General features: G+C 65.8%; 27 protein-coding genes. 19 read left to right on the forward strand and 8 right to left on the reverse strand.

Annotated elements, in window-relative coordinates; translation table 11 throughout:
* Position 1: 1 nt before the first annotated feature.
* Positions 2-1195 carry an alpha-D-ribose 1-methylphosphonate 5-triphosphate diphosphatase gene (locus I6F17_RS21355; RefSeq protein WP_036041665.1) on the reverse strand — a complete coding sequence of 398 codons (1194 nt, stop codon included), beginning with the start codon at positions 1193-1195 and terminating at the stop codon, positions 2-4.
* Positions 1192-1863: a chloramphenicol acetyltransferase gene (locus tag I6F17_RS21360; protein ID WP_036041664.1), complete on the reverse strand. Its 672-nt coding sequence runs from the start codon at positions 1861-1863 to the stop codon at positions 1192-1194. The genes I6F17_RS21355 and I6F17_RS21360 overlap by 4 nt, the downstream gene beginning before the upstream one ends.
* A 174-nt stretch (positions 1864-2037) precedes the next feature.
* Here I6F17_RS21360 and phnC point away from each other — a divergent pair, with 174 nt between their 5' ends.
* The 4 genes from phnC to phnE (I6F17_RS21380) all read left to right on the forward strand — a co-directional run bounded on the left by phnC (position 2038) and on the right by phnE (I6F17_RS21380) (position 5652).
* Entirely contained in the window at positions 2038-2847 is an 810-nt protein-coding gene (phnC, locus tag I6F17_RS21365) for a phosphonate ABC transporter ATP-binding protein (RefSeq protein WP_036041663.1), read from the forward strand.
* A gap of 68 nt (positions 2848-2915) precedes the next feature.
* Entirely contained in the window at positions 2916-3851 is a 936-nt protein-coding gene (gene phnD / locus I6F17_RS21370; RefSeq protein ID WP_036041662.1) for a phosphonate ABC transporter substrate-binding protein, read from the forward strand.
* A gap of 71 nt (positions 3852-3922) precedes the next feature.
* Positions 3923-4807 carry a phosphonate ABC transporter, permease protein PhnE gene (phnE, locus tag I6F17_RS21375; protein WP_225124369.1) on the forward strand — a complete coding sequence of 295 codons (885 nt, stop codon included), beginning with the start codon at positions 3923-3925 and terminating at the stop codon, positions 4805-4807.
* Positions 4804-5652 carry a phosphonate ABC transporter, permease protein PhnE gene (gene phnE, locus I6F17_RS21380; protein ID WP_036041660.1) on the forward strand — a complete coding sequence of 283 codons (849 nt, stop codon included), beginning with the start codon at positions 4804-4806 and terminating at the stop codon, positions 5650-5652. Before phnE (I6F17_RS21375) ends, phnE (I6F17_RS21380) begins: the two co-directional genes overlap by 4 nt.
* A 131-nt stretch (positions 5653-5783) precedes the next feature.
* Here the strand turns inward: phnE (I6F17_RS21380) and phnF are convergent, their stop codons facing one another.
* Complete coding sequence (gene phnF / locus I6F17_RS21385) at positions 5784-6515, reverse strand: phosphonate metabolism transcriptional regulator PhnF (RefSeq protein ID WP_225124370.1); 732 nt, start codon at positions 6513-6515, stop codon at positions 5784-5786.
* Between the two features lie 118 nt (positions 6516-6633).
* Between phnF and phnG the strand changes: the two genes are divergently transcribed.
* The 9 genes from phnG to I6F17_RS21430 are packed head-to-tail and all read left to right on the forward strand — an operon-like array spanning position 6634 to position 13617.
* Positions 6634-7098 (forward strand): phosphonate C-P lyase system protein PhnG, encoded by a 465-nt coding sequence (gene phnG / locus I6F17_RS21390; RefSeq protein WP_109145401.1) that lies wholly within the window; start codon positions 6634-6636, stop codon positions 7096-7098.
* A gap of 4 nt (positions 7099-7102) precedes the next feature.
* The gene (phnH, locus tag I6F17_RS21395; RefSeq protein ID WP_225124371.1) at positions 7103-7711 is read left to right on the forward strand and encodes a phosphonate C-P lyase system protein PhnH; all 609 of its coding nucleotides are present in this window, start codon (positions 7103-7105) and stop codon (positions 7709-7711) included.
* Positions 7712-7715: 4 nt separating this feature from the next.
* On the forward strand, positions 7716-8819 hold the full coding sequence (locus I6F17_RS21400) for a carbon-phosphorus lyase complex subunit PhnI (protein WP_225124372.1): 1104 nt from the start codon (positions 7716-7718) through the stop codon (positions 8817-8819).
* Complete coding sequence (locus I6F17_RS21405; RefSeq protein ID WP_225124373.1) at positions 8816-9712, forward strand: alpha-D-ribose 1-methylphosphonate 5-phosphate C-P-lyase PhnJ; 897 nt, start codon at positions 8816-8818, stop codon at positions 9710-9712. The genes I6F17_RS21400 and I6F17_RS21405 overlap by 4 nt, the downstream gene beginning before the upstream one ends.
* Positions 9705-10502: a phosphonate C-P lyase system protein PhnK gene (gene phnK, locus I6F17_RS21410; RefSeq protein ID WP_225124374.1), complete on the forward strand. Its 798-nt coding sequence runs from the start codon at positions 9705-9707 to the stop codon at positions 10500-10502. Before I6F17_RS21405 ends, phnK begins: the two co-directional genes overlap by 8 nt.
* A 22-nt stretch (positions 10503-10524) precedes the next feature.
* Positions 10525-11223: a phosphonate C-P lyase system protein PhnL gene (gene phnL / locus I6F17_RS21415; RefSeq protein ID WP_225124375.1), complete on the forward strand. Its 699-nt coding sequence runs from the start codon at positions 10525-10527 to the stop codon at positions 11221-11223.
* A 12-nt stretch (positions 11224-11235) separates the two neighbouring features.
* Complete coding sequence (locus I6F17_RS21420; protein WP_225124376.1) at positions 11236-12384, forward strand: alpha-D-ribose 1-methylphosphonate 5-triphosphate diphosphatase; 1149 nt, start codon at positions 11236-11238, stop codon at positions 12382-12384.
* A complete protein-coding gene (gene phnN / locus I6F17_RS21425; RefSeq protein ID WP_225124377.1) occupies positions 12381-12977 on the forward strand; it encodes a phosphonate metabolism protein/1,5-bisphosphokinase (PRPP-forming) PhnN in 597 nt (198 codons plus the stop codon). The genes I6F17_RS21420 and phnN overlap by 4 nt, the downstream gene beginning before the upstream one ends.
* A 28-nt stretch (positions 12978-13005) precedes the next feature.
* Positions 13006-13617 (forward strand): pyridoxamine 5'-phosphate oxidase family protein, encoded by a 612-nt coding sequence (locus I6F17_RS21430; RefSeq protein ID WP_036026947.1) that lies wholly within the window; start codon positions 13006-13008, stop codon positions 13615-13617.
* A gap of 195 nt (positions 13618-13812) precedes the next feature.
* Here I6F17_RS21430 and I6F17_RS21435 read toward each other — a convergent pair whose 3' ends face one another.
* The 4 genes from I6F17_RS21435 to I6F17_RS21450 form a co-directional block, all read right to left on the reverse strand.
* A complete protein-coding gene (locus I6F17_RS21435; protein ID WP_225124378.1) occupies positions 13813-14316 on the reverse strand; it encodes a DUF6496 domain-containing protein in 504 nt (167 codons plus the stop codon).
* 127 nt (positions 14317-14443) lie between these two features.
* Positions 14444-15226 carry an alpha/beta hydrolase gene (locus I6F17_RS21440; RefSeq protein ID WP_225124379.1) on the reverse strand — a complete coding sequence of 261 codons (783 nt, stop codon included), beginning with the start codon at positions 15224-15226 and terminating at the stop codon, positions 14444-14446.
* Between the two features lie 4 nt (positions 15227-15230).
* Complete coding sequence (locus I6F17_RS21445; protein ID WP_225124380.1) at positions 15231-16526, reverse strand: O-acetylhomoserine aminocarboxypropyltransferase; 1296 nt, start codon at positions 16524-16526, stop codon at positions 15231-15233.
* 193 nt (positions 16527-16719) lie between these two features.
* A complete protein-coding gene (locus I6F17_RS21450; protein ID WP_036039794.1) occupies positions 16720-17529 on the reverse strand; it encodes an IclR family transcriptional regulator in 810 nt (269 codons plus the stop codon).
* A 131-nt stretch (positions 17530-17660) separates the two neighbouring features.
* Here I6F17_RS21450 and I6F17_RS21455 point away from each other — a divergent pair, with 131 nt between their 5' ends.
* Genes I6F17_RS21455 through I6F17_RS21480 form a run of 6 tightly spaced genes read left to right on the forward strand, consistent with a single transcriptional unit; the run spans position 17661 to position 22276 of the window.
* On the forward strand, positions 17661-18626 hold the full coding sequence (locus tag I6F17_RS21455) for a tripartite tricarboxylate transporter substrate binding protein (protein WP_225124381.1): 966 nt from the start codon (positions 17661-17663) through the stop codon (positions 18624-18626).
* Between the two features lie 3 nt (positions 18627-18629).
* A complete protein-coding gene (locus I6F17_RS21460) occupies positions 18630-19247 on the forward strand; it encodes a flavin reductase family protein (protein ID WP_225124382.1) in 618 nt (205 codons plus the stop codon).
* 52 nt (positions 19248-19299) lie between these two features.
* Positions 19300-20160 carry a fumarylacetoacetate hydrolase family protein gene (locus I6F17_RS21465; protein ID WP_225124383.1) on the forward strand — a complete coding sequence of 287 codons (861 nt, stop codon included), beginning with the start codon at positions 19300-19302 and terminating at the stop codon, positions 20158-20160.
* Positions 20161-20163: 3 nt separating this feature from the next.
* The gene (gene hpaH / locus I6F17_RS21470) at positions 20164-20967 is read left to right on the forward strand and encodes a 2-oxo-hept-4-ene-1,7-dioate hydratase (RefSeq protein ID WP_036039801.1); all 804 of its coding nucleotides are present in this window, start codon (positions 20164-20166) and stop codon (positions 20965-20967) included.
* Between the two features lie 25 nt (positions 20968-20992).
* Complete coding sequence (locus I6F17_RS21475; protein WP_225124384.1) at positions 20993-21388, forward strand: RidA family protein; 396 nt, start codon at positions 20993-20995, stop codon at positions 21386-21388.
* Positions 21389-21400: 12 nt separating this feature from the next.
* Complete coding sequence (locus tag I6F17_RS21480) at positions 21401-22276, forward strand: amidohydrolase family protein (RefSeq protein WP_225124385.1); 876 nt, start codon at positions 21401-21403, stop codon at positions 22274-22276.
* Between the two features lie 73 nt (positions 22277-22349).
* Here I6F17_RS21480 and I6F17_RS21485 read toward each other — a convergent pair whose 3' ends face one another.
* The gene (locus I6F17_RS21485; protein WP_225124386.1) at positions 22350-23078 is read right to left on the reverse strand and encodes a LuxR family transcriptional regulator; all 729 of its coding nucleotides are present in this window, start codon (positions 23076-23078) and stop codon (positions 22350-22352) included.
* Positions 23079-23119 lie beyond the last annotated feature (41 nt).

Genomic DNA, 23119 nt, shown 5'->3' on the forward strand with positions numbered 1-23119 from the left:
TTTACGCCGCGACGACAGTCTCGCGCGGCGCCGCCATTGCGGTGAGCAGCCGCGTCGCGTCGGTGAGATGCACGAGCCTGCCGCCTGAGATCACCGCGATCAGTCGCGGCCGCAGCTCCACGCTGTCGTCGACGAGGAGAATGTCGGCGCGGCGTCCCTCCGCGAGCAGGCCGCGATCGGTGAGGCCGGTTGCGCGCGCCGGGCCGGCGGAGACCAGATCCCACGCCTGAGCTAGCGGCACCACGCCATCGGCGGCCAGGCGGAACGCGGCGAGCAGCTGCGCGGGATAGTAATAGTCAGATGCCAGCACCGAGCAGAGCCCCTTTGCGATCATGTCGGAGGCCCTGGTCCAGCCGGTGTGGCTGCCGCCGCGCACGACGTTCGGCGCGCCGTAGACGATGGCATCGCCGTGGCTGGCCGCAGCCTGCGCCGTCTCCTCGTTGATCGGAAATTCCGCGATCAAGGCGCCGAGCTCGCGAAAGTCCCGGCGCATCGCCGGGCTCGAATCGTCGTGCGAGAGCATCCGCACCTCGGCCCCGCGGGCCGCGGCGGCCAGGCGTGACACCGAGGCGGGCACGTCGTCGGCGCGCGAGACCACGCGCTCGACCAGCCGGTCGAATTCTTCACTCGACAGACCGGTGCGCTCCACCATGCGGTTGCGCTTGCGTGGGTTGGAGATGTCGGCAACGACGCCGTCCATATGATCGTTGAAGGCGAACAGGTCGACGCGGCCCTCGCTGAGCCACTGTGCGATCTCCGCTTCGGCATCGAGATTGTAGGTCTCGTGCCGCAGGTGGAAGCGGGTGTCGGCAGCGAATTGCGGACGCTGCCGCTCGATCGCCTCCATCAGGCCGCGCGCATTGCCGACGCTGCGCAGGCCCGGCTCCCACGAGCAGGTCGTGGCGTGAAACACGGTAGTGATGCCGTTGCTGATCGCCTGGCGGTCGCTGTCGGCGAGCGCGACGTCGATCGGAAAGTCGACGCCGGCGCGCGGCATCATCTGGCGCTCGAAGGCATCGCCATGCAGATCGACGATGCCGGGCAGCACCAAGAGGTCACGGGCATCCAGCGCCAGCCGCGCCCGGCCGCGAGAGGCATCGACTTCTGCAATGTCGGTTCCGGAGACGAGAAGGGAGGTTTCGACGAGCTCGGCGCCGATCAGGGCCCGGCCGCCTTCGATGAATATGTCTGTCACGCGACCGCGCTTCGTTTGCTGGCAGGAGAATTGGCGAATGAGCTCGCTTTTGCTTCGTATGCCGAGAGGAAATCTTCAATCCCGAGCTTGCGGAAATTGGGCAGGGCCTCGCGCAACTTGTCGTGACCCCAGTCCCACCAGGCAAGCCTTGCGAGCCGTCCGGCGATCTCCTCCGAGAATCGCCGCCGCACGATGCGGGCCGGATTGCCGGCGACGATGCTGTAGGCCGGCACGTCCTTGGTGACGATCGCGCCGGCGGCGATCACCGCGCCGGTGCCGATGTTGCGGCCCGGCAGCACGATCGCGCCATGGCCGATCCAGACGTCGTGGCCGATATGAACGTGATGCTGGCGGCGCCAGTCGAAGAACTCGAGATCGTCGCTCTCACCCTCGAAATAGGCGCTGGATCGGTAAGTGAAATGCGCCTGAGTGGCGCGATGCATCGGATGGTTGCCGGGATTGATGCGGGTCATCGCTGCGATCGAGCAGAACTTTCCGATGGTGGCGTAGGTGATCTGCGCATCGTTCACGACATAGGAATAATCGCCCATCGCCACTTCTTGCAGGATCGTGCGCGCGCCGACTTCGGTGTAGGCGCCGAGCCTGGTCTCATGCAGCTTGGCCGAGGGATCGACGGTCGGCTGAACCGAAAGAGCTTTGGCGGCCATGTTGCATCCGAAGTGCGAGGGCGGGCGTCTCTCTTCGAGCGGCCGGATGACGATGTCATGACAAACAGATGACAGGGGATGATGTGCGTAGGATCGCCTCACTGCAGCAGCGCTGTCACACAAGTGTTAAGCACGAGCGTTAGCGGTTGGCTCCAGCTACTCTGGAGCTCCTGTATGCTGGTGGTTGAAGGCCTGACCTGTCGCTTCGGCGCGAAAGCCGCAGTGGACGATGCTTCGTTTGAGGTTTCCCCCGGCGGCTTCGTCGGGGTGATCGGGCGATCCGGCGCGGGCAAGTCGACATTGCTGCGGTCCATCAACCGGCTGGTGACGCCGAGCGAAGGGCGCATCCTGTTCGACGGCATCGACGTCACCTCGCTGCGCGGCAGGGAGCTGCGGCAGTGGCGCGCCCGCTCGGCGATGATCTTCCAGCAGTTCAACCTGGTCGGCCGGCTCGACGTGCTCACCAACGTCCTGATGGGGCGTCTTGCGACGATGCCCGCCTGGCGCTCGCTGTCGCAGGCCTGGCCCGAGCAGGACAAGGCGCTGGCGATGTCGGCGCTGGAGCAGTTCGACATCGCCTCGCTCGCCGCCCAGCGCGCCGACCAGCTCTCCGGCGGCCAGCAGCAGCGCGTCGCGATCGCCCGCGCATTGGTGCAGCAGCCCGATATTATTCTGGCCGACGAGCCGATCGCCTCGCTCGATCCGCGCAACACCAAGATCGTGATGGATGCGCTTTTGCGCATCAACAAGCATTTCGGCATCACCGTGCTCTGCAACCTGCATTCGCTCGATCTCGCCCGCAGCTACTGCGACCGCCTGATCGGCATGGCGGCCGGACGTGTGGTGTTCGACGGCGCCCCGTCCGCGCTGACCGATCACGTCGCACGCGAGCTCTACGATCTCGAAGCCGCCGACGTCGTGGGTGGCCTGCCCGTCCCGGCGCCCGAGGGCGTGCCGGCGCTCGGAACCGCCGCGGCTGCCTGAGCCGCGTCGCACCTGTTCAATTGCCAGTTTTTTTGCGTCAACCGACCCCAAACGATGAAGAGGGTATCATGATCACTCGCAGATTAATCCTTGCCGGCGCCGCCGTGCTCGCGTTCACGGCCTCTGCTTCGGCGAACGACTGGAAGGCCAAATATCCGGAGCTGACCTTTGCGGTGGTCCCGGCCGAGAACGCGTCCGGCGTCACCGAGCGCTGGGCGCCGTTCATGACTTATCTGTCGAAGGAACTCGGTGTGAAGGTTACGCTGCGCATCGCCAACGACTATGCGGCGGTGATCGAAGGCCAGCGCGCCGGCAATATCCACATCGCGAGCTACGGCTCGGCCGCGTTCGCGCGTGCCCGCCTGACCGGCGTCAAGTCCGAGGCCTTCGCCAACGACATCAACGCCGACGGCTCGACCGGCTACTATTCCGTGTTCTTCGTCAAGGCGAACAGCCCCTACAAGAAGATCGATGACCTCAAGGGCAAGAACCTCGGCCTCGTGGATCCGAACTCGACCTCGGGCAACAACGTGCCGCGCTTCGAGCTGGACAAACTGGGCATCCACGATGCCGACACCTATTTCGGCAAGGTCGTCTTCACCGGCAGCCACGAGAACGCCATGCTGGCGCTGGCGCAAGGCACGGTCGAAGTTGCCGCCAACCAGTGGACCAGCGACAATGATTCGACGCTGGCGCAGATGCTGACCAAGGGCATGCTGAAGAATGCCGACGGCTCGGCGATGAAGAAGGACGATTTCCGCATCGTCCACAAGTCGGCGCCGATCATCAACGGCCCCTATGCCTACAATTCCGACCTGCCGGAAGACGCCAAGGCCGCCATTGCCAAGGCGTTCTTCGACGCGCCGGCCAAGGACAAGGCTGCGTTCGACCGTCTCTCCGATGGCCAGAAGAAGGGTTTTCAACCCGCCACCACCAAGGACTGGGACGGCACGATCGAGCTGATCAAGTTCGTCGACGCACTGCGTAAGAAGAAGGCGTCCTGAGTCTTCGGGACGATGCATCTGAGCCGGGTCCCGAGGACCCGGCTCTTTCTTTGACGGGACCTGTTCCACCCATGACGACAGCGGTTTCGATCCTCCCCGAGCAGCAGCTCGCCGCGCTGAATGCTGCCTATCGCCAGGCGGTTTCGCGGCGACGGCTCCGCCTGCTGTGGGGAACCGCAATCTTTGCCGCGGCGCTGTTGCTCGCCGCGATCGGCGCGGAGGTGAATCTGCGCACGCTTTTCACCTATTTCGGTAATTTCGTCAGCTATTTCGACCGCATCCTCACGCTCGAGAGCGGCCAGCGGGTCTGGACCGATGTCGGCGAGTGGTTCTGGGGCTGGCGCAAATGGCTGAACATGTTGGCTGAGACGCTGCTGATCTCCTATGTCGGCACGCTGATCGGCGCGACCTTCGCTTTCGCCCTCAATTTCCTCGCGGCCGAGAACACCTCGCCCGCGCCCTGGCTGCGCTTCGTCGTGCGGCGTCTGCTCGAATTCGCCCGCACCGTTCCGGGGATCGTGTTCGCGCTGGTCTTCGTCATTGCCTTCGGGCTCGGGCCGGTGGCGGGCGTGCTGGCCATTGCGATCCACTCCACCGGCGCGCTCGGCAAATTATTCTCGGAGATCGTCGAGAATGCCGACATGAAGCCGGTCGAGGGCATCCGCTCGACCGGGGCGAGCTGGCTCGCCTGCATGCGCTTCGCCATCGTGCCGCAGGTCACCGCCGGCTATGCCAGCTACGCGCTGCTGCGTTTCGAGATCAACGTCCGCGAGGCCTCCGTAATGGGCTTCGTCGGCGCCGGCGGCATCGGCCAGGAGCTCGTCGTCGCCATCCGCAAGTTCTACTATTCGGACGTCAGCGCCATCATGCTCACGATCATCGTCACCGTCTTCATCATCGACATCGCCACGGGCTGGCTGCGAGGACACCTGTTCGGCAGGGAGGCGCGGACGTGACGAAGCCGCAGGAGGTGGACACCGCGCAGATTCGCGCGCGCTATCCCGATGTGTTCGACCGGCCGGCCTCGGCCCGGCTGGCGACGCCCGCGATGATCGCCGCGGCATTCGCGATCCTGATTTACGGCCTCGTTGATCTCGACTTCTCGCCGTCGCGCTTCTTTGCCGGTCTCAGCCAACTCGGTTGGATCGCATTGATGATGATCCCACCGGATCCCGGCGCCTCGCTGCCGATCTATCTGCAGGCGCTCGGCGAAACGCTCTCGATCGCGCTGCTTGGCACCACGCTGGCGGCGGTGTTCGCGCTGCCGGTGAGCTTGCTCGCTGCGCGCAACATCGTGCCCTCGAGCATCCTGCGCTTTCCCGTCCGCCGCTTCCTGGATTCGATCCGTGGCGTCGACACACTGATCTGGGCGCTGGTATGGATCAACGTGGTCGGGCTCGGCCCGTTCGCCGGCGTGCTCGCCATCGCGGTGGCGGATTTCGGCGCCTTCGGCAAGCTGTTCTCGGAAGCGATCGAGGGCGCCGATCAGAAACAGGTCGAAGGCATCCGCGCCTCCGGCGGCAGCGCCCTGCACGAGATTCGCTTCGGCCTGATGCCGCAGGTGCTGCCGGTGATTGCCGGCCAGGTGCTCTATTTCATCGAGTCCAACACACGCTCGGCCACCATCATCGGCATCGTCGGCGCCGGCGGCATCGGCCTTCAGCTCGCCGAGCAGATCCGCGTGCTGGAGTGGCAGAAAGTGTCGTTCCTGATCCTGATGATCCTGGTCGCGGTCGCTGCGATCGATTTCATCTCGGGCAAGCTACGCTTTGCGATCATTGGGCGGCGGGCGGTGGCCTGATCGCAGGTCTCATAGGGTGGGCAAAGCGAAGCGTGCCCACCACTTCTGCCGCGACTCAGAATAGATGGTGGGCACGGCGCAAGTGCGCCTTTGCCCACCCTACGAATCTCTCCAGAAGGGGAGGATAAACCTCACCCGTTCTCTACCAAAAACTCCACCCGCTCTGCCGCAAAGCGCGAGTGCTTCGTCATCAGCGGCTTGCCCGTGAGATCGTGGTCGGTGGCGTCGACCACCAGGATCGGCCGCCCCAGCGCCAGGTCGAGCCGTGCGGCGTCGCTCGCGTCGACGATGCCGGCGGTGATTCGGGTCGCGCCGCGGCGATAGTCGCGGACGCCGAAATGCTCCAGCAGCTTGGTCATGGAGCGCGTTGCCGCGAACACGGCGCCCGCATCCGGGAACAGGTCAGCCGAGAGCCAGGTGGTGGAAACACAGATCGGGGTGCGGTCGGCGAGGCGAATCGCCTCGATCCGCACCAGCGGCGCGCCGGTCTTCAATCCCAGCTCTCGTGCGAGCTCGCGCGTCGCAACGTCATCGGTCGTCTCGATCAGCCGGCCATGCGGTTCGCGGCCATCGGCGCCGACGATCTCGGAGAAGCGCGTGCGCGAGCGCAAGGGATACGCGAGCTTTTGCGCCTCGACATAGGTTCCACTGCCGCGCTCGGCGCGCACCAGGCCGCGCTCGGCGAGGGCTGCCAACGCGCGCCGCACGGTGTGGCGGTTGACGCGATAGGTTTCGGCGATCTCCATCTCGCCCGGCAATTTGTCGCCGGCCGCAAAGCGACCGTCGGCGATGCCGCGCTCGATGCCATCGGCCACGAGGCGCCATAGCGCGACGCCCGAGGAGGCTGTGTCCTGCATGCTCATGTCGCGGGAAACCTACTCCAGAAATCACAGCATTGTCACGAAACAGTCATGGCGCGTCCGTATGAAGTTGTCTACTATCATAGACAACTTCGGTGCGGCAAGTTCTGTAGAAGGTTCGGTGGACCAGGTGACCCAGCACAACGACCAGCAAGCCCAGCGCAAGGCCGCAATGGCGGTGCTGGCGCACGCGGAGGCGGGCGAGATCGCCGCTCGCCTCCGCAACTTGTCTCTCCCGGATCACCACGATCTGCGCACGCCGGAGAACGGCCTCGTCATGCTGCGCGGCCGGGTCGGCGGCGACGGCGCGCCGTTCAATCTCGGCGAAGCCACGGTGTCGCGCGCCGCGGTGCGGCTTGCGAGCGGCGAGGTCGGGTTCGGCTACACGCTCGGGCGCGACGGTGAGAAGGCGCGGCTGATCGCGCTGTGCGACGCGCTGGTGCAGTCCCGCGATTTCGGCGGCGCGGTGGAGCGCGACGTTATCGCGCCATTGCGCGAGCAGCTTATGGTCAGGCGCAAGCAGGCGGCGGCAGCGGCCGCCGCAACGAAGGTTGATTTCTACACCATGGTGCGCGGTGAGGGGTGAGATCATGACCACGATTGCGGAGCTGCCGCCGGGTTTCGCCGACAAGGTGCTGTCGGCGCAATCGACCTTTCGCTCGGTCATGGACGCCATGGCACGGCCGGGCTCGGTCCAGCGCATCGTGCCGATGGCGGGCGCGCCTGATACGATGATGCGCGGCACCGCAGCGATCGCGCTGACGCTGTTCGATCACGACACGCCGCTGTGGCTCGATGCGCGGATGGCGGAAAGCTCGGACGTGACGAAGTGGCTCAAGTTCCACACCGGCGCGCCGGTCGTGCAGGATTCGTCGATCGCTTCCTTCGCGCTCATCAGTGACGGCGGCGCCTTGCCCTCGTTCGAATCCTTCGCGTTCGGCACCAGCGAGTATCCGGACCGCTCGACCACGGTGATCGTCCAGATCGACGGCCTCGCCGCCGGGCGCAGCTTCGAGCTGCGCGGCCCCGGCATCGACGGGGTCGCCACGCTGCAGGCGTCGATCAAGCCTTTCGACCTGTTCGAGCGCCTGCAGATGAACGAAGCGCTGTTTCCGCGCGGCATCGATGTGGTGCTGGTCGCCGATGACGCCGTGGTCGCGATCCCCCGCACCACGCGCGTTGTGAGCAAGGGAAGTTAGAAGCATGTATGTCGCAGTCAAAGGCGGCGAACGCGCCATCGAGAACGCCCATCGGCTGCTCGCGCATAAGCGGCGCGGCGACCAGAGCGTTGCGGAAATCTCGCTCGACCAGATCTCGGAGCAGCTTGGCCTCGCCGTCGATCGCGTCATGAGCGAAGGTTCGCTCTATGACCGCGAGCTCGCGTCGCTTGCGATCAAGCAGGCGCGCGGCGATTTGATCGAGGCGATCTTCCTGGTTCGCGCCTTCCGCGCCACGCTGCCGCGTTTCGGCGCCAGCGAGCCGGTCGACACCGGCACCATGCGGGTGCAGCGGCGGGTGTCCGCGACCTTCAAGGACATTCCCGGCGGCCAGATCCTGGGGCCGACCTTCGACTACACGCACCGCCTGCTCGATCCATCGCTCGCCCAAGGTTTTGTGCCGGAGAGGCCGGCTGCGGCCGAAGCCTCCACCGCGCCGACCCCGCGCGTGACAGACATTCTCGGGCGCGACGGGCTGATCGAATCATCGCCGGAAGCCGAGGACGGCGCCAGCGTCGGCGATCTCACCCGCGAGCCGCTGAATTTCCCCGCGGACCGTGATTTGCGCCTGCAGAACCTCGCGCGCGGCGACGAAGGCTTTCTGCTCGCGATGGGCTATTCCACCCAGCGCGGCTACGGCCGCAACCATCCCTTCGTCGGCGAGATCCGCTTCGGCGAGGTCGACGTCGAATTCGTCGCGGAAGACGTCGGCTTCGCCGTGCCGCTCGGTGCGATCGAGCTCACCGAGTGCCAGATGGTCAACCAGTTCAAGGGCTCCGCGACCGAGGCGCCGTGCTTCACTCGCGGCTATGGCCTCGCCTTCGGCCAGAGCGAACGCAAGACCATGTCGATGGCGCTGGTCGACCGCGCATTGCGCGCCCGTGAGCTCGGTGAGGAGGCGCTGGCCCCGGCGCAGGACGAAGAGTTCGTGATGTCGCATTCGGACAACGTCCAGGCGACCGGATTCGTCGAGCACCTGAAGCTGCCGCATTACGTCGATTTCCAGTCCGAGCTCGGCCTCCTGCGCAAGCTGCGTCAGGAGTTTGCCGAGACCAACACGCCCGATGCCATGAAGGAGGCCGCGGAATGAACGCGCCCGCCTACAATTTCGCCTATCTCGACGAGCAGACCAAGCGCATGATCCGCCGCGCGATCCTCAAGGCGATCGCCATCCCCGGCTATCAGGTGCCGTTCGCCAGCCGCGAAATGCCGATGCCCTATGGCTGGGGCACCGGCGGCGTGCAGGTCACCGCCGCGATCCTGGGGCCTCAGGACGTGCTGAAGGTGATTGACCAGGGCTCCGACGACACCACCAACGCGATCTCGATCCGCAAATTCTTCGCCAAGACCGCGGGCGTTGCGACCACGACGGCGACGGACGAGGCAACCGTGATCCAGACCCGTCACCGCATCCCGGAGACGGCGCTGCGTGCGAACCAGGTGCTGGTCTATCAGGTACCGATCCCCGAACCCCTGCGCTTCCTCGAGCCACGCGAGACCGAGACGCGGCGCATGCATGCGCTCGCCGAATACGGCCTGATGCATGTGAAGCTCTACGAGGACATCGCCCGCTTCGGCCACATCGCCACCGCCTATGCCTATCCCGTGAAGGTCAACGCGCGCTACGTGATGGACCCGTCGCCGACACCGAAATTCGACAATCCCAAGATGGACAATTCCCCGGCGCTGCAATTGTTCGGCGCCGGCCGCGAGAAGCGCATCTACGCGATCCCGCCCTACACGCAGGTGGTGTCGCTCGATTTCGAGGATCACCCGTTCGAGCCCTACCGCTTCAACGCGCCCTGCGCGCTCTGCGGCGCCGAAAATTCCTACCTCGACGAGATCGTGACCGACGACAAGGGCGGCCGCATGTTCGTCTGCTCGGACACCGATTATTGCGAGGGCCGCCAGGCCGCCGGCCATCACGGCAGCCTCAGTGCCGCGCCGTACAAGGAGAAGGCGCAGGAGGCCGCGAATGGCTGATCAAAATTTGATCGAGAACGACGAGCCGCTGCTGGTCGCAAAATCCCTCAGCAAGTCCTTCGGCCGCATCAATGCCTGCCGCGACGTGTCGTTCTCGCTCTATCCCGGCGAGGTGCTGGCGATCGTCGGCGAATCCGGCTCGGGCAAGTCGACGCTGCTGCAAATGCTGTCGGGCCAGCTCGCGCCGAGTGCAGGCCATGTGTCGTATCGGATGCGTGATGGCGTCACCCGCGATCTCACGACGCTCGGCGAGGCCGAGCGCCGCTTCCTGTTCCGCACCGATTGGGGCTTTGTGCATCAAGACCCCGCGCAGGGCCTGCGCATGGCAGTCTCTGCCGGCGCCAATGTCGGCGAGCGGCTGATGGCGGTGGGGTGGAATCACTACGGCCGCATCCGTGAGACCGCGTCGGATTGGCTGACGCGCGTCGAGATCGACGTCGCGCGCATCGACGATGCGCCGCGCACCTATTCCGGCGGCATGCGCCAGCGCCTCCAGATCGCCCGCAACCTCGTTACCGAGCCGCGGCTCGTGTTCATGGACGAGCCGACCGGCGGCCTTGACGTATCGGTGCAGGCGCGCCTGCTCGATCTCTTGCGCAGCCTCGTCGCCGAGCTGAACCTCGCCGTCATCATCGTCACCCACGATCTCGCGGTGGCGCGCCTCTTGTCGCACCGCGTGATGGTGATGAAAGGCGGCCGCGTCATCGAGACCGGTCTCACGGACCAGGTGCTCGACGACCCGCGCGAGCCCTATACCCAGCTCCTCGTCTCCTCGATCCTGCCGCCATGAACTTTACGATATGAGCTTTCCAATGACCGCCATGATCGACATCACTGACGCCGGCAAGACCTTTACGATGCACCTGCAGGGCGGCATCGAGCTGCCTGTCGTGCGCGGCGTGACCTTCCAGGTCAATCCAGGCGAGTGCGTCGTGCTGTCGGGGCCGTCGGGCGCCGGCAAGTCGTCGATCCTGAAGATGATCTTCGGCAATTATCGCTGCGATAGCGGCTGCATCGGCATCCGCCATCGCGGCAAAGTGGTCGATCTTGCCACCGCCGAGCCACGCCAGGTGCTCAACATCCGCCGCTCCACCATCGGCTATGTCAGCCAGTTCCTGCGCGCGGTGCCGCGCGTCGCCACCATCGACGTCGTCGCGGAGCCGCTGATCGCGAATGGCATGAGCCGGACTGAGGCACAGGCGCGCGCCGGCGAGCTGCTGCATCGTCTCAACATCCCCGAACGGCTCTGGCAGCTTCCCCCCGCGACCTTCTCCGGCGGCGAGCAGCAGCGCGTCAACATCGCCCGTGGCTTCATCTCGAAGCTGCCGATCCTGCTGCTGGACGAGCCGACCGCCTCGCTCGATGCGGTCAATCGCGCCGTGGTAGTCGAGCTGGTCGCTGAAAAGAAACGTCAGGGCGTCGCCATGGTTGCCATTGTCCATGACGACGAAATCCGTCATTTGATTGCCGACCGCATCGTCGACGTCACCGGCTTTGCCGCCGCGGCCTGAAGGAATGGGGAAATGAAGAAGGAATCCGTGATCGCCAACGCCAGGATCGTGCTGGCTGACCGGGTGATCGAACAGGGCTGGCTCGCGCTTGCCGACGGCCGCATTGCGGAGATCGGCGAGGGGACTGCGCCCGCGGGTGCCGAGGATGCCGGCGGCGATCTGATCATGCCCGGCCTGATCGAACTCCACACCGACCATCTCGAGGCGCACTACGTGCCGCGGCCAAAGGTGTTCTGGAATCCTGTCGCCGCCGTCATCTCCTATGACGGCCAGCTTGCGACCTCGGGCATCACCACCGTGTTCGATTCGCTCCGGGTCTGGCGCGAGGACGGCGCCGAGGAGGTCGATGGCCGCGCCGGCGTGCTCGCCGCCGCGATCACCACCGCGCGCGAGGCCAACCTGCTGCGCGCCGATCACTTCCTGCATCTGCGCTGCGAGATCCCGATGCCGAGCGTGGTCGAGGAGGCCAAGGAGCTGATCGACCGTCCCGACGTCAAGCTGATGTCGCTGATGGACCACACGCCGGGCCAACGCCAGTTTCGCGACGAGGTCAAGCTGCGCGACTATTACCGCGGCAAGGGCGGCGGCAAGACCGATGCCGAGCTCGACGAATTATTCGCAAAGCGCTTCGAGTATCAGAGGCTCTACGCCGCGGCCAACATGCGCGAGATCGTAGCGCTGGCGCATGAGTACAACATTCCGCTGGCAAGCCACGACGACACTACCGAGGAGAACGTCGCGGACGCCGTGCGCGACCGCGTCTCCGTCGCGGAATTCCCGACCACGCTGGAGGCCGCGCGCGGCCTGCACCAGGCCGGCATCGACATCCTGATGGGCGCGCCGAACGTGGTGCGCGGCGGCTCGCATTCCGGCAACATCGCCGCGGTCGATCTCGCCCGCGAGGGCCTGCTCGACATCCTGTCGTCGGATTACATTCCGTCGAGCCTTTTGATGGCCGCGTTGCAATTGCCCGAGCATGTGCCCGCGATCAGCCTTCCGGCTGCGGTCCGCACCGTGACCAAGGCGCCTGCCGATGCCGTCGGCCTCACTGACCGCGGCGAGATCGCAGCCGGCAAGCGCGCCGACCTGATCCGCGTCCATGTCGCAGGCCACGTTCCCGTGGTCCGCAGCGTCTGGCGCGAAGGACACCGCGTCGCATGAGCGAGATGGCGGCCATGGGCGAAGGCGAGACGGGTGCGATCGGCCCCGGCCGGCTCGTGCTCGTGGTCGGCCCCAGCGGCGCCGGCAAGGATACCTTGCTGCGGCTGGCCCAGGCGGCTTGCAGCGACGATCCCGACATCGTCTTCCCGCGCCGCATCGTGACGCGTGCGTCCTCGGCCGATGAAGATAATATCGCGGTCAGCCCCGACGACTTCCGCCGCGCGTGCGAGCACGGCGACTTTGCCGTGCACTGGGAGGCGCATGGGCATTCCTATGCACTGCCGCTCGAGATCAACGACGACGTCCGCGCGGGCCGCACCATCGTTGCCAACGTCTCACGCACCGTGATCGCTGCCTTGCGCCGCGCCTATGCCAACGTCGTGGTGGTCGCGATCACGGCGCCGCCGGACGTATTGGCGCAGCGGCTTGCCGCGCGCGCCCGGAAAAGCGATGGCAACATCGCCGAGCGGCTGTCGCGCAGCGTCGATGACGCCTCGGCACACGCCGATGTCACCATCCTCAATGCCGGCAGCGCCGACTATCACAGCCGCCAGCTCTTGCGCGTGATCAGGAATCAAGGCTGGCGAGATTAGTTGCGGGCAATAACACGGAGAGAGCGGAATGACGGTGATTGAAACGGTCGAGCAGCTGGAGGCCATCTACGGCGTCACGAACGATGCCTCGACCGTCAAAGTTGCCGACCACGTCACCCCGCTCTACCGCATCTTCATCGAGAAGGCGCCGTTCGCCGCGCTTGCCACCATCGGGCCCGAAGGCATCGACTGCTCGCCGCGCGGCGATCTGCCCGGCTTCGTCCGCATCCACGACCCCAAGACGCTGATGCTGCCCGACCGCCGCGGCAACAACCGAGTCGATTCCTTGCGCAATATCGTGCGCGACCCGCGCGTGTCGCTGATGTTCCTGATTCCCGGCTCGGGCAATGCGGTGCGGGCGAACGGCCGCGCGCATCTGTCGATCGATCCGGAGCTGCTGGCCTCGTTCAAGGTGGAAGGCAAGGCGCCGCGCAGCGTCATGGTGATGAACGTGGACGAGATCTACTTCCAGTGCGCCCGCGCCATCGTCCGCGCCGATCTCTGGAATCCCGACAAGCGCGTCGATCCGAAGACGCTGCCGACACCGGGGCAGATTCTTGCGGAGATGAGCGACAACAAAGTCGGCGGCGCGGAATACGACCGCATCTGGCCCGAGCGCGCCGCCGCGACGATGTGGTGAGTGAGCCGTCTCTTTCCACGATCGACGGAATCGTAGGGTGGGCAAAGGCGCATTTGCGCCGTGCCCACGACCTGCCCAACGCGGCGAAGAAATCGTGGGCACGCCTCGCTTTTGCCCACCCCACAGACGCCCGCGATGTGGTGCCGACCACTTCTGACCGCGCCAGATGAATCCGCCTGACGCCGCCTGAGCTCATCAACTCTGGCGGCGCGCCCTGGTGCGTGCCGCCTTCTTCGCGGCCGCGGAGCGGACCTTGGCACCCTTGGTATGGCTCGCTTTCCGCGCGGCGGCCGAGCGGGACGATGCGGTTCGGCGGCTTGCGGCGCGCTTGGCTTGCTTCGACAGCGCGCTGCGCGACGCGGTCGAGCGCGGCTCCTTCTTCAGGACGTTCGTGGCGGCGCGCGATACTTTCGGCCGCCGCTTCGGCGTGCGTTTGCCCTGGCCAACCTCATACGCGTACTTGGCACTACGGCGCGTCGACTTCTTGGTGCTTCCCTTGCGCGGTGGCGGCAGATCGACACCGGCGCGACGCGCTTCGGAGAGGCCGATTGCGATGGCCTGCTTGGTCGAACGCGCGCCGTGCTTGCCCTTGCGAATCTTGTCGATCTGGTCCTTGACGAATTCGCCGGCCTGCGTGCTGGCCGACTTGCCGGCGCGCTTGTCTTGCCTGGCTTTGCGAATGACTTCCTGTCTCGGCATGGTCCAGTTCCCTTCTTGAGTGACAGGGATGTCTGACCGCAACGCGCAAGACGGAAGATTGATCCGCCTAAAGCATGATCCGGAAAAGTGCGAAGCGGTTTTCCGGAAAGATCATGCGTAGACAACTTTAATTCCGCAGCGCCGCCAGCAGTTCGTCCGGGCGCTCGGCCATGATCATGTGGCCGGCACCTCGCACCACGACGGTCTTTGCATGCGGGATCGCAGCGGCGAGCGCCTTGCCGGCCTTCGCCGGCGTCATCATGTCCCGCTCGCCGAGGATGAGCGTCGTCGGCACCTTCACGCTCGCCGCCGCGGCTAGCGCATTCGTATAGGAGTTGCAGGCCGACAGATCCCTGAACAGCACGCCCGGCTCGCACGACTTCAGCACCGCCTGCGCGCCGCCATGCATCCACAGGCCCGGCGCCAGGCTGCCGCCGAGCTCTGCGTTGAAGCCGAGGCCCCAGATCGAGACCATGTCGTTGGCGTCCTGCGAGTTGGCTTCGGCGGCTCTTAGGAGATCCGGACCCACCGTCATGGTCGCGGCGGTGCCGATCAGGCTCAGCGCCGACACCTTGTCGGGATGTCGCGCGGCGGTCTCCAGCGAGATCAGCGAGCCCATGGAGTGACCGATCAGATGCGCCTTCGCAGCTCCGGCCGCATCCAGCAGCGCCGCCGTCCAGTCGGCCATTTCCGCGATGCTGCCGAGTGAAGGCCCGGCCGAGCGGCCGTGGCCGGGCAGGTCGGGCGCCAGCACGGCAAAGCCGTGATGGGCGAACCAGCGCGTGTGCAGCGCCCAGGTCGAATGGTCGAAGCCGGCGCCGTGGATGAAGACCACCACGGGCAGGGACTTGTCGAAGTCGCGGCCACCGGTTGCGACAAACACATCGGTGCCGTTGACGGAGAGCTTCATGGTGTCAGGCCTTTTGCGAGATGCGCAGCGCTTGGTTGAGGTCGTCGATGATGTCGCTTGCGGTCTCGATGCCGACCGAGAGCCGCACCAGCTCCTCGCCGATGCCGGCCGCCTTGAGCTGCTCGGCGTCCATCTGCTGATGCGTGGTCGAGGCCGGATGGATCACCAGCGTCTTGGCGTCGCCGACATTGGCGAGATGGCTGATCATGCGCAAGCTCTCGATGAACTTGCGTCCGGCAGGCCGCCCGCCCTTGATGCCGAAGGACACGATCGAGCCGGCGCCGCGCGGTAGCAGCGTCTTTGCGAGCTGGTAGTCCGCATGGTCCTCGAGCGACGGATGCAGCACCCAGTCCACGGCCTTGTTGGCCTTCAAAGCTTCCAACACCAGATGCGTGTTCTGCATATGCCGGTCCATGCGCACGCCGAGCGTCTCGACGCCCTGGAGCAGCTGGAACGCGTTGGTCGGCGACAGGCAGGCGCCGAAATCGCGCAGGCCTTCCGTGCGCGCGCGCATGATGAAGGCGGCGGTGCCGAACTGCTCGTCGAAGACGATGCCGTGATAGCCGCCATAGGGCTCGGTCAACACGCCGAACTTGCCGGATGCGCGCCAGTCGAAGCGGCCGCCGTCGACGATGGCGCCGCCGATCGCGATGCCGTGGCCGCCGATCCATTTGGTCGCCGAATGCATGACGATGTCGGCGCCCAATTCGATCGGGCGGCTGAGATAGGGCGTGGCGAAGGTGTTGTCGATCAGAAGCGGAATCTTGGCCTCATGCGCGATCGCCGCAACCTTCGGGATGTCGAGCACCTCGAGGCCAGGGTTGCCGATGGTCTCGCCGATCACGAGCTTCGTGTTCGGTTTGATCGCCGCGCGGAACGCGTCGTGATCGCGTGGTTTCACAAACGTTGTGGTGATGCCGAAGCGGGGCAGGGTGTGCGCCAAGAGGTTGATGGTGCCGCCATAGAGCGAGCTCGACGCCACGATGTGGTCGCCGGCGTTGAGCAGCGTGGCGATGGCCAGATGCAGCGCCGCCTGGCCGCTCGCCGTGCAGATCGCGCCGACGCCGCCCTCGAGCGCAGCAAGCCGCTCCTCCAGCACGCCGGTGGTCGGATTGGAGATGCGCGTATAGATGTGGCCGGCGCGTTCCAGGTTGAACAATGCGGCCGCGTGGTCGGAATCCTGGAACACGTAGGACGTGGTCTGGTAGATCGGCACCGCCCGGGCGCCGGTCGTGGGATCCGGATGCTGGCCCGCATGCAGGCTCAGGGTCTCGAAGGCAGGCGGTTTCGGCGCGGGCATGCGTGGCCTCGTTGGTCGGTCGGTGATGGCGCGTTGTGCCATAAAACGGAGCGGCACGTCAGCCCATTGACAGCGCTCACAAGAGGTCGTCATGCCGGGGCTTGTCCCGGGCATCCACGTTCTTCGTGCGGCTGGAAACGCGTGGATGGCCGGGACAAGCCCGGCCACGACGCTGTCGCGGGTTGATCGTGCCCTAGCTCAGATTGCCTCCGATCGCCTGCTCGATCATCCGCGCCTCCCGCAGCAGGATCTCCGCGACCTCCTGCTCGCGCCTTGGCCCGAGCCTCGTGCGAACGGCGGAGACCGTCATCGCTGCAGCCGGTTGCCCGTCCGGCGTCTTGATCCAGGTCGAGATCGATTTCGTCCCCTGCACCAGTCCGATCTCTCTCATGCCGTATCCCAGCCGCCTGGCGGCGGTGACTTCGCCGAGCACGGTCGCGACGTCGGTCCGGTAGGCCTCGAACCGCTTCTCGTTCGCCGCGACGATCTTTCGCGCCTCCTGCGCCGGCATTGCGGCGAGAATGGCAACGCCGGCGCTGGAGACGCCGAGCGGCCGGCGCGCGCCGACCTCGATCGACAGCACCTGGATCGGATAGACCCCGATCCGGCGATCGACGCACAGCGTGTCGTTGCCGGTGCGCACCGTCAGGAACAGCGTGTCGCCGATCGCGGCGGACGCGCGCTGCAGCGACGGATTTGCGGCGACCAGGAGCCGCGATGGCCGCAGACGCGCCAGCGCCAGCTCCGGCACCTGATTACCGATCGCGTAGCGGCCGCTCCGGCCGTGCCGCTCGACGATGCCTTCCTCGATCAGCACGTGGACGATGCGATGCACGGTGGGGCGGGTGAGGCCCGTGGTGCGGACCACCTCGGCCAATGGCACACCGTCCTCGCGTCCTGCGGCCAGGATGCGCAGCACCGCGAGTGCGCGCCGGATCGCCTGCGCGCCCTGTCGCGGTTCCACGGCGCTGCGAGCCGATTTCGTTGCGCGTCTCTTGTCCATAATATGGACAAGAACGCCACAATTCCCTCGACAGGGCAAGCACGCATCTGGAGATTGCGCTCCGATCGGGATGCCATGCACGACGTCATCTGCACCCGATATGGAATTTGAAGCGCCGCCGGGAGGTTAACATGAGATTAATCTGGATTGCCATCGCTGCTGCAGCCGCAATGTTGGCGGGACCCGCGTCGGGCCAGCAATGGCCGGCGCGCAACGTCAAGCTGATCGTGCCCTATCCCGCAGGCGGCAATGTCGACAGCGCCGCGCGCATCGTCGCCGACAAGCTCCAGGAAAAGCTCGGCCAACCCTTCGTCATCGAGAACAAGGCCGGTGCCGGCGGCATGATCGCGGGCGAAGCCTTCGCGAAGTCGGCGCCCGACGGCTACACCCTGTTCGTCGGCGCCAACGGCCCGGTGCTGTTCGCGACCGAGATCAACAAGCGCGACGCCTATAATTGGAAGAAAGACTTCCTCCCGATCTCGACGATTTCGATGACGCCGCTGGTGCTCGAGGTTCATCCTTCGGTGCAGGCGAACACGCTCAAGGAGTTTCTCGACCTCGCCAAGCGCGAGCCCGGCAAGCTGACCATGGCCTCGCCCGGCCCCGGCACCACCAACCATCTGCTCAGCGAGCTGATGCAGTCCAGCCTCGAGCTGCAATGGGTCACGGCGCATTATCGCGGCAATGCGCCGGCGATCAACGATCTCCTGGGCGGCCAGGTGCAGTTCGCCTTCGACCAGCTCACCGTCAGTCTCCAGCACATCAAGGCCGGTCTGTTCCGCGCGCTCGCCGTCACCTCACCGCATCGATTGAAGTCGCTGCCCGACGTGCCGACCTTCGCCGAGCTCGGCTACAAGGACTTCGACGGCCAGACCTTCACCGGCCTGTTCGCGCCCGCTGGCACGCCTGCGCCCATCGTCGAGAAGCTGCACGAGACGCTGGTCGCGATTCTCAAGGACCCCGCCGTGGTCGACAAGTTCGAAAAGCTCGGCGGCGAAGCCACGCCGATGACGCCGGGCGAATTCAGGGCCTATCTCGAGCGCGAGGATGCCAAGTGGATTCCGGTGGTGCGCAAGGCCAATATCAGGGCGGATTGATCGATGCGGATCGATCCGACCGAGCTTGGCGCCGAGCGCATCTACCGCCTGATGACCGGCATCGTGGTGCCGCGCCCGATCGCGTGGGTCACGAGCCTGTCTGCCAAGGGCGTGCTCAACCTCGCCCCGTTCAGCGCCTTCACCTTCGTCTCGCAAAAGCCGCCGATGCTGGCCATCAGCGTCGGCCGCAAGGGCGCTGATTACAAGGACACCGCGCACAACATCCTCGACACCGAGGAGTACGTGATCCACATCGCCGATACGCCGCTGATGAATGCGGTGCACGACAGCTCTGTCGAGCATCCGCCTGAAATCAGCGAGGTCGAGCATCTCGGGCTCGAGACGCTGCCCTGCGATCTCGTCAAGGTGCGCCGGCTCGCCGCTGCCCCCGTCGCGATGGAGTGCCGTTTCCGGCAGTGCCTCGAATTCGGCGACGCCAAGAGCCGGCTCATCGTCGGCGAGGTCGTGATGTTCCATTTGCGCGACGGCCTCGTCAATGACGGCAAGGTCGAGACTACAGCGCTCGACCCGATCGCGCGCATCGGCGGCCCGCGCTACGCCCGCCTCGGCGAGATCGTGACGCTGGGCAGCGTCTTCCAGACTCCCAAATCGAAAGACTGAGCGCGCGGGCCTCATTGCCGCCCGCCGCCTGAAGATCATCGGAGGACATACAATGCGACTGCTGAGCTATCTCTTGGACGGCGAGGCGCGCTACGGCGCGGCCGTGGACGGCGGCGTGGTCGATCTCACCAGGCGAATCGGCCGCGACTATTCGGATGTGAAGGCGCTGATCGCGGCCAACGCACTCGCCGATGCGCAGGAGGCCGTCGCGGGGCAAAAGCCGGATCATGCGCTGGACCAGCTCGTCCTGCTGCCGCCGGTGCTGGCGCCGGAGAAGCTCTGGTGCATCGGCGTCAACTACGCCGAGCGCAATGCGGAGTATAAAGACAATTCGGACCTTCCCAAATATCCCAGCCTGTTCGTGCGCAGCATGTCCTCGATGACGGGCTCCGGCCAGCCGATCGAGAAGCCCAAAGTCTCGGATCAGCTTGACTATGAAGGCGAGCTCGTCATCGTGATCGGGCAAGGCGGCCGCCACATTCCGCGCGAGAAGGCTTGGTCGCACATCTTCGGCATGACCTTGTGCAATGAGGGCACGATCCGCGACTGGCTGCGCCACGGCAAGTTCAACGTCACGCAGGGCAAGAACTTCGATCGTTCCGGCAGCATCGGCCCGTGGATCGTCACCGCCGACGAGCTCGACCCGCGCGGCCCGCACGACATCACAACGCGCGTCAACGGCGAGGTGCGCCAGCAGGACACCACCGAGCGGTTGATGTTCCCGTTCGACTTCCTGATCTCCTATCTCTCGACCTTCGCCACCCTCAAGCCCGGCGACATGATCGTCACGGGCACGCCGACCGGCGCGGGTGCGCGGTTCGATCCGCCACGCTGGCTGAGGGACGGCGACGTCGTCGAGGTCGAGTCCAGTCGCATCGGCGTGCTGCGCAATACCGTGGCGGCGGAGCAGTAAACGATGCTGGACATTGCCACGATCGAACGCCTCGCCGCGCGCCTCGACGAAGCCGAGCGCACTAAGACGCTGATCCCGATGTTCACCAAGGACTATCCGGAGTTCAGCATCGAGGATGCCTACGCGGTCCAGCGCGCCTGGACGAAACTTCAGCTCGGCCGCGGCCGAATCATCAAGGGCCACAAGATCGGCCTGACCTCGAAGGCGATGCAGAACGCGGTCGGCATCAACGAGCCCGATTACGGCGTACTGTTCGCCGACATGTTCTACGCCGATGCCACGCCTGTTCCGTTCGACCGCTTCCACGCGCCGCGGATCGAGGTTGAGCTCGCCTTCGTACTGAAGGCGCCGCTGCGCGGGCCGGATTGCACCATTTTCGACGTGCTCAACGCCACCGACTACGTCACGCCCGCGCTGGAAATTCTGGAGACGCGCATGCACCGCGTCGACCCTGAGACCGGCAAGACCCGCAAGGTCATGGACACGATCTCGGACAACGCGGCCAATGCCGCGCTGGTGCTCGGCGGCCGCCCAATCCGCCCGATGGATGCGGACCTGCGCTGGATCGGCGCATTGCTGTTCCGCAACGGCGAGGTCGAGGAGACCGGCCTTGCCGCCGGCGTGCTCAATCACCCCGCCAACGGCATCGCCTGGCTCGCCAACCGCCTCGCGCCGCATGACGAGCATCTCAAAGCCGGCGAGGTCGTGCTGGCGGGATCGTTCACGCGGCCCGTCGACATCCGCCGCGGCGACACTTTCCATGCCGACTACGGTGCCTTCGGCTCGGTGTCGTGCCAGTTCGTCTGAAGCAATAACAAGCAGGGAGCGCACCATGAGTGGTCAAACGCGACGCAAGAGCGTCCACATCGGCGGCTTTAAGCACGTCAACCCGATTCCGAACGCCTGCCGCATCGGTAATCTCGTGATGTCGGGCGTCATCCTCGGCCGCGATCCCGCGACCAATGCGATGCCCGAAAGCCTGGATGCCCAATGCGCCAACATGTTCGCGCATATGAAGGCGACGGTGGAGGCAGCCGGCGGCTCGACCTCCGACATCATCAAGATGACGGTGTGGCTGAAGGACCGCGGCAACCGCGGCCCTCTCAATGTCGAGTGGCTGAAGATGTTTCCGGACGAGCATTCGCGCCCCGCGCGCCACGCGCTGCCGATGGACAACATGGATGGCGGCGCGCTGGTAAGTTGCGATTTCACCGCCGTGATCGACTGAGGGAGCGCTCGCATGCCGACCTATCTGCCGTTCGACCCCAACCCGCGCCGCCCGATCAAGGCGCCGCCGCCGAAGACCATCGATAGCCAGTTCCACGTGCTGGGGCCGATCGACAAATATCCGGAGCGTCCCGGCGCCGCCTATCGGATGCCGACCGCGACCTGGGAAGCGGCGCTGCGCATGCACAAGACGCTCGGCATCGAGCGCGGCATCATCGTGCAGACCACGACCTACGGCGCCGACCATGCCGTCGTGCTCGACGGCCTTGCCGCGATGGGCCCGAACTATCGCGGCTGCGCCAATGCGCTGGTGTTCGCCGAAGCGAACGACGCCTATCTCGCCAAGCTGCATGATTCCGGCGTGCGCGGCGCACGCTTCAGCTTCCGCCAGGAGCTCGGCGCCGTGTTGTCGGACGCCGATTTCGCCCGCGCCATCGCCCGCATCCGCGAGCTCGGCTGGTACGTCAAGATCCAGCCGGAGAAGGACGGCATCATGTCGAGCGTCGCCAAATACGAAGATCTCGAGGTGCCCGTGCTGATCGACCACATGGCGCGCCCCGACCCCGATGCCGGCAGGAACGATCCGAATCTGCGCAAGATGCTGGAGCTGCTCGCCAAGGGCAATTTCTGGGTCATGCTCTCGCTCGGCGAGAAGACCTCGAAGGCCGGTCCGCCTTACGACGACGTGATCCCGATCGCGCGCGCCTATATCGAGGCGGCTCCCGATCGCTGCGTCTGGGCCAGCGACTGGCCGCATCCGGTCTCGGTAAAGCAGCCGCCGAACGATGCCGATCTGCTGGAGCTGATGTACCGCTACGCGCCCGACCAGGCGGAGCTGGAGAAGATCCTGGTGCACAATCCGGCCAAGCTGTTCGCGTTTCCGGACTAAAGCATGATCCGGACGAGTGCGGTGCGGATTTCCGAGAAGATCATGCGCAAACAACGACCCGCGGCACGACGCCTCAGGGCGAGATCATCCGGTTGCGCATGGCGATCATCACGGCCTGCGTGCGGGTGGTCGCGCCGAGCTTCTTGCAGCAGCTCTTGACGTGCGCCTTCACGGTGCGCGGCGTAATCGCCAGGGCGTCGGCGATCTCCTCGGTGGATCGTCCGACTGCGGCCAGAGTCAGTACCTCGCACTCGCGCAGAGACAGCACCAGTGTCCGCGCTTCGGGCTGGCCGCGCAGCGTTAGCGCCCGGTCGAAGGCATAAAGCGCCATGAGATGGAGAGCCGGCAGATCACGCTCCGGCAGATCGATCTCGCGGCCGCCGAAGAACACATGACCGATGCGGTAGGCGGGTGAAGCGATCGGGACCATCACGCCGTCGTTCAGCCCGAAGTCGCGGGCGCGGCGCACCAGTTCGACCGCGCGCGGCTCACGGGTCGGATCGAACGGCGCTTCCCTGAGCCATCGGAACGGGCGTAGCGTCGTCTTGCAATGGCGCAGCGCCGGATCGTCCCAGACGAACTGCTCGGCGGAATACATATCCAGAAAGCCGCGCGGCAACCGATGGGCGAGAACGGCCTCGCGCGGGGCTTCGGTCGAGAGCGGCGCGACATAGGCGCAACAGAACTGGTCGGCGCCGTACTGGCCGAGCATGCGTCCCATGGCGTCCAGGACACTCGCGGCGTCGGAAAGCTCCTGCACCGTCTCGATGAACTCGAAGGCGCGGGTGCGGATCACATCCATCGTCGATCCTCCGATCTGGCCTTGAGGGATCGGCGCTGCGC

The organism is Bradyrhizobium sp. NBAIM18, from assembly GCF_020193825.1.
Classification (GTDB): Bacteria; Pseudomonadota; Alphaproteobacteria; order Rhizobiales; family Xanthobacteraceae; genus Bradyrhizobium; species Bradyrhizobium yuanmingense.